Origin of the sequence: Cellulosimicrobium cellulans (assembly GCF_042723955.1) — a bacterium.
Classification (GTDB): Bacteria; Actinomycetota; Actinomycetes; order Actinomycetales; family Cellulomonadaceae; genus Cellulosimicrobium; species Cellulosimicrobium cellulans_H.
This window is the reverse complement of record NZ_JBHXIC010000170.1, coordinates 1-2,417: the sequence shown is the minus strand read 5'-3', so window position 1 is coordinate 2,417 and position 2,417 is coordinate 1. Positions and strand designations below refer to the sequence as shown.

2 protein-coding genes are annotated in these 2,417 nt (G+C 72.9%); both read right to left on the bottom strand.

Features of this window, described 5'->3' with window-relative positions:
• Window positions 1–124: 124 nt before the first annotated feature.
• The gene (locus ACFWH7_RS20980; protein WP_378219617.1) at window positions 125–1,537 is read right to left on the bottom strand and encodes an FAD-dependent oxidoreductase; all 1,413 of its coding nucleotides are present in this window, start codon (window positions 1,535–1,537) and stop codon (window positions 125–127) included.
• Between the two features lie 217 nt (window positions 1,538–1,754).
• A complete protein-coding gene (locus tag ACFWH7_RS20975; protein ID WP_378219615.1) occupies window positions 1,755–2,228 on the bottom strand; it encodes an LpqN/LpqT family lipoprotein in 474 nt (157 codons plus the stop codon).
• Window positions 2,229–2,417: the final 189 nt, after the last annotated feature.

Sequence of the window (2,417 nt, the reverse complement as noted above, 5' to 3'; positions counted from 1 at the left end):
GTGGGCCCCCACTATAACACCCCCCTGTGCCCATTCCCCTGTCCCTTCGCAATCCTCGGCCCACCACCTGGGGGGGGGTGGGCCCCCCTCGGCCGTGCTCAGGTGTTCCGGTGCGGCCGCCGGGTCAGCCGACCTGCGACTCGCCGCGGGCCACGCGGATCATGTCCTCGCGCGGCACGACCTTGATGCGCTCGCGGCCGTGCGGCTCGCCGAGCGAGCGCTCGTACGCGTCGAGCAGCTCCCACCCGGACCACTCGATGTGGTCGACACCGCGCTCGCGGAGGAAGTCCACGACCGCCTCGGGGTCGCCGAGGGGGGCGACGCGGCCTGCCGCGAGGTCCGCCGCCGCGACGTCGCCACCGTCGCCCGCGCCGGTGACGTCCTCGACGAGGTGGCGGATCGTCTCCGACGCGTCCGACTTGGTGTGGCCGATGAGGCCGACCGGACCGCGCTTGATCCAGCCGGTCGCGTACACACCCGGGATGTGCTCGCCGTCGATGTCGATGACCCGGCCCTCGCGGTTCGGGATGACGCCCTTGAGCTCGTCGAAGGGGATCTCCGGCAGCGGCGAGCCGAAGTAGCCGACCGCGCGGTACACGGCCTGTACGGGCCACTCGTGGAACTCGCCCGTGCCGGAGACGGTGCCGTCGCCGTTGAGCTGCGTGCGCTCGGTGCGCAGCGCCTCGACCTTGCCGTCGCCCAGCACGGCGGCCGGGGCGTGCAGGAAGTGCAGGTGCAGGCGGCGCGACGCCGTGTTCTCGCCCGGGTCCTTGAGCGTCCAGTCCGTGAGGGTCTTGACGACCTGCTTGGTCTGGTTCGAGGAGCTGATCGCCGCCATCGAGCCCTCGTCGAACTCGAAGTCCTCCGGGTAGACGATCACGTCGACGTCGGGGACGTGCCCGAGCTCGCGGAGCTCGAGCGGCGAGAACTTCGCCTGCGCGGGCCCGCGGCGGGCGAAGACGTGCACGTCGGTGACGGGCGAGGCCTTGAGGAGCTCGTAGACGTTCTGCGGCACCTCGGTCGGCAGCAGGTCGTCCGCGTGCTTGGCGAGCACGCGCGCGACGTCGAGCGCGACGTTGCCCGCGCCGAGGACCGCGACCTGCTGCGCCTCGAGCGGCCACGTGCGCGGGACGTCGGGGTGGCCGTCGTACCAGGACACGAAGTCGGCCGCGCCGTACGAGCCCGGCAGGTCGATGCCCTCGATCGGCAGGGCCGCGTCGCGGATCGAGCCGGTCGAGAAGATCACGGCGTCGTAGTACTGGCGCAGGTCGTCCAGCTTGAGGTCGACGCCGTAGTCCACGTTCGCGAGCAGGCGGATGTCGCCGCGGCTCAGCACCTTGTGGAGCGCCACGATGATCTGCTTGATACGGGGGTGGTCCGGCGCGACGCCGTAGCGCACGAGGCCGAACGGAGCGGGCAGGCGCTCGAACAGGTCGATGCTCACGTCGAGGTCGGTCTTGGACAGGATGTCCGCGGCGTAGATCCCGGCGGGACCAGCGCCGACGATCGCGACGCGCAGTGGACGGATGCTGCTCACAGGACGGTGCGCCTTCCGGTCGAGGACGGGGGTCTCTCCCGCGCGGCCGACGGGCCGTTCCGCGTCGACCGGTGGGTACCGGCCGCAGGAGACCTCTCGATTGTACGACTGGGGTGAGGGTTGCCTCACTCGGGCCCTCTCCTCCATGACCAGGGTCTCACCGGTCTCGCCTGGTGGATACCGCGTCTTGTGATCCGGGCGAATGTAACGCCGCGCTTCAACGGTCGACGCGGAGGCTCTCCTGCACGGCGCGGATCTCCGCGGCGGCCCACGGGTGCTGGAGGAGCGTGCACGTCCCCGTCGTCTGGACGAGGTCGGCCACCGGCCCGCGCGGGACGACGACCGTCCGCACCGACTGCACCAGCACCGCTCCCCCGCCGCCCTTGAAGGACGCCTCGACCCACCGCCCCGGCAGGCCGTCCACGTCCACGTCACCGCCGTCGAGCTGACGCAGCCGCGGCAGCGGCTTGAGCTTGCGCAGCACCTCGGCGTGCGCGTCGTCCAGCGTCTGCTCGGCCCGGATGCGCGAGACGACGACGATGACGTTCGGGTTGAACTCCCCCTCCTCCACCTCGCGCCCGAGCGCGAGCGGCAGGGCGACGTGGGGCAGCGGGACCCAGCGGTCGGGCGCGTCGAGCCGCACCCCCACGGGCGCGGGGAAGTCGTCGCTCGGGTAGTGCAGCTCGGCCATGCGTTCAGGTCCTCTCGGTCGCTCTCGTCGTGCTCCGGCGGTACGGGGCGCGCCAGCAGTCTCGCAGACCGGCGGGTCCCCGACCGCCCGGCCGGGCCACCTGCGGGCCACGCCCGACCCCGGACACGCCGAGGGGGGGGGGGGGGGGGGGCGGGGGCCCCCCCCCCCGGGGGGGGGCCGGGGGGCGCT

What these genes read in the sequence shown, in the direction of transcription:
- ACFWH7_RS20975 (WP_378219615.1), bottom strand. Translation starts at nt 2,228, where the DNA reads ATGGCCGAGCTGCACTACCCGAGCGACGACTTCCCCGCGCCCGTGGGG.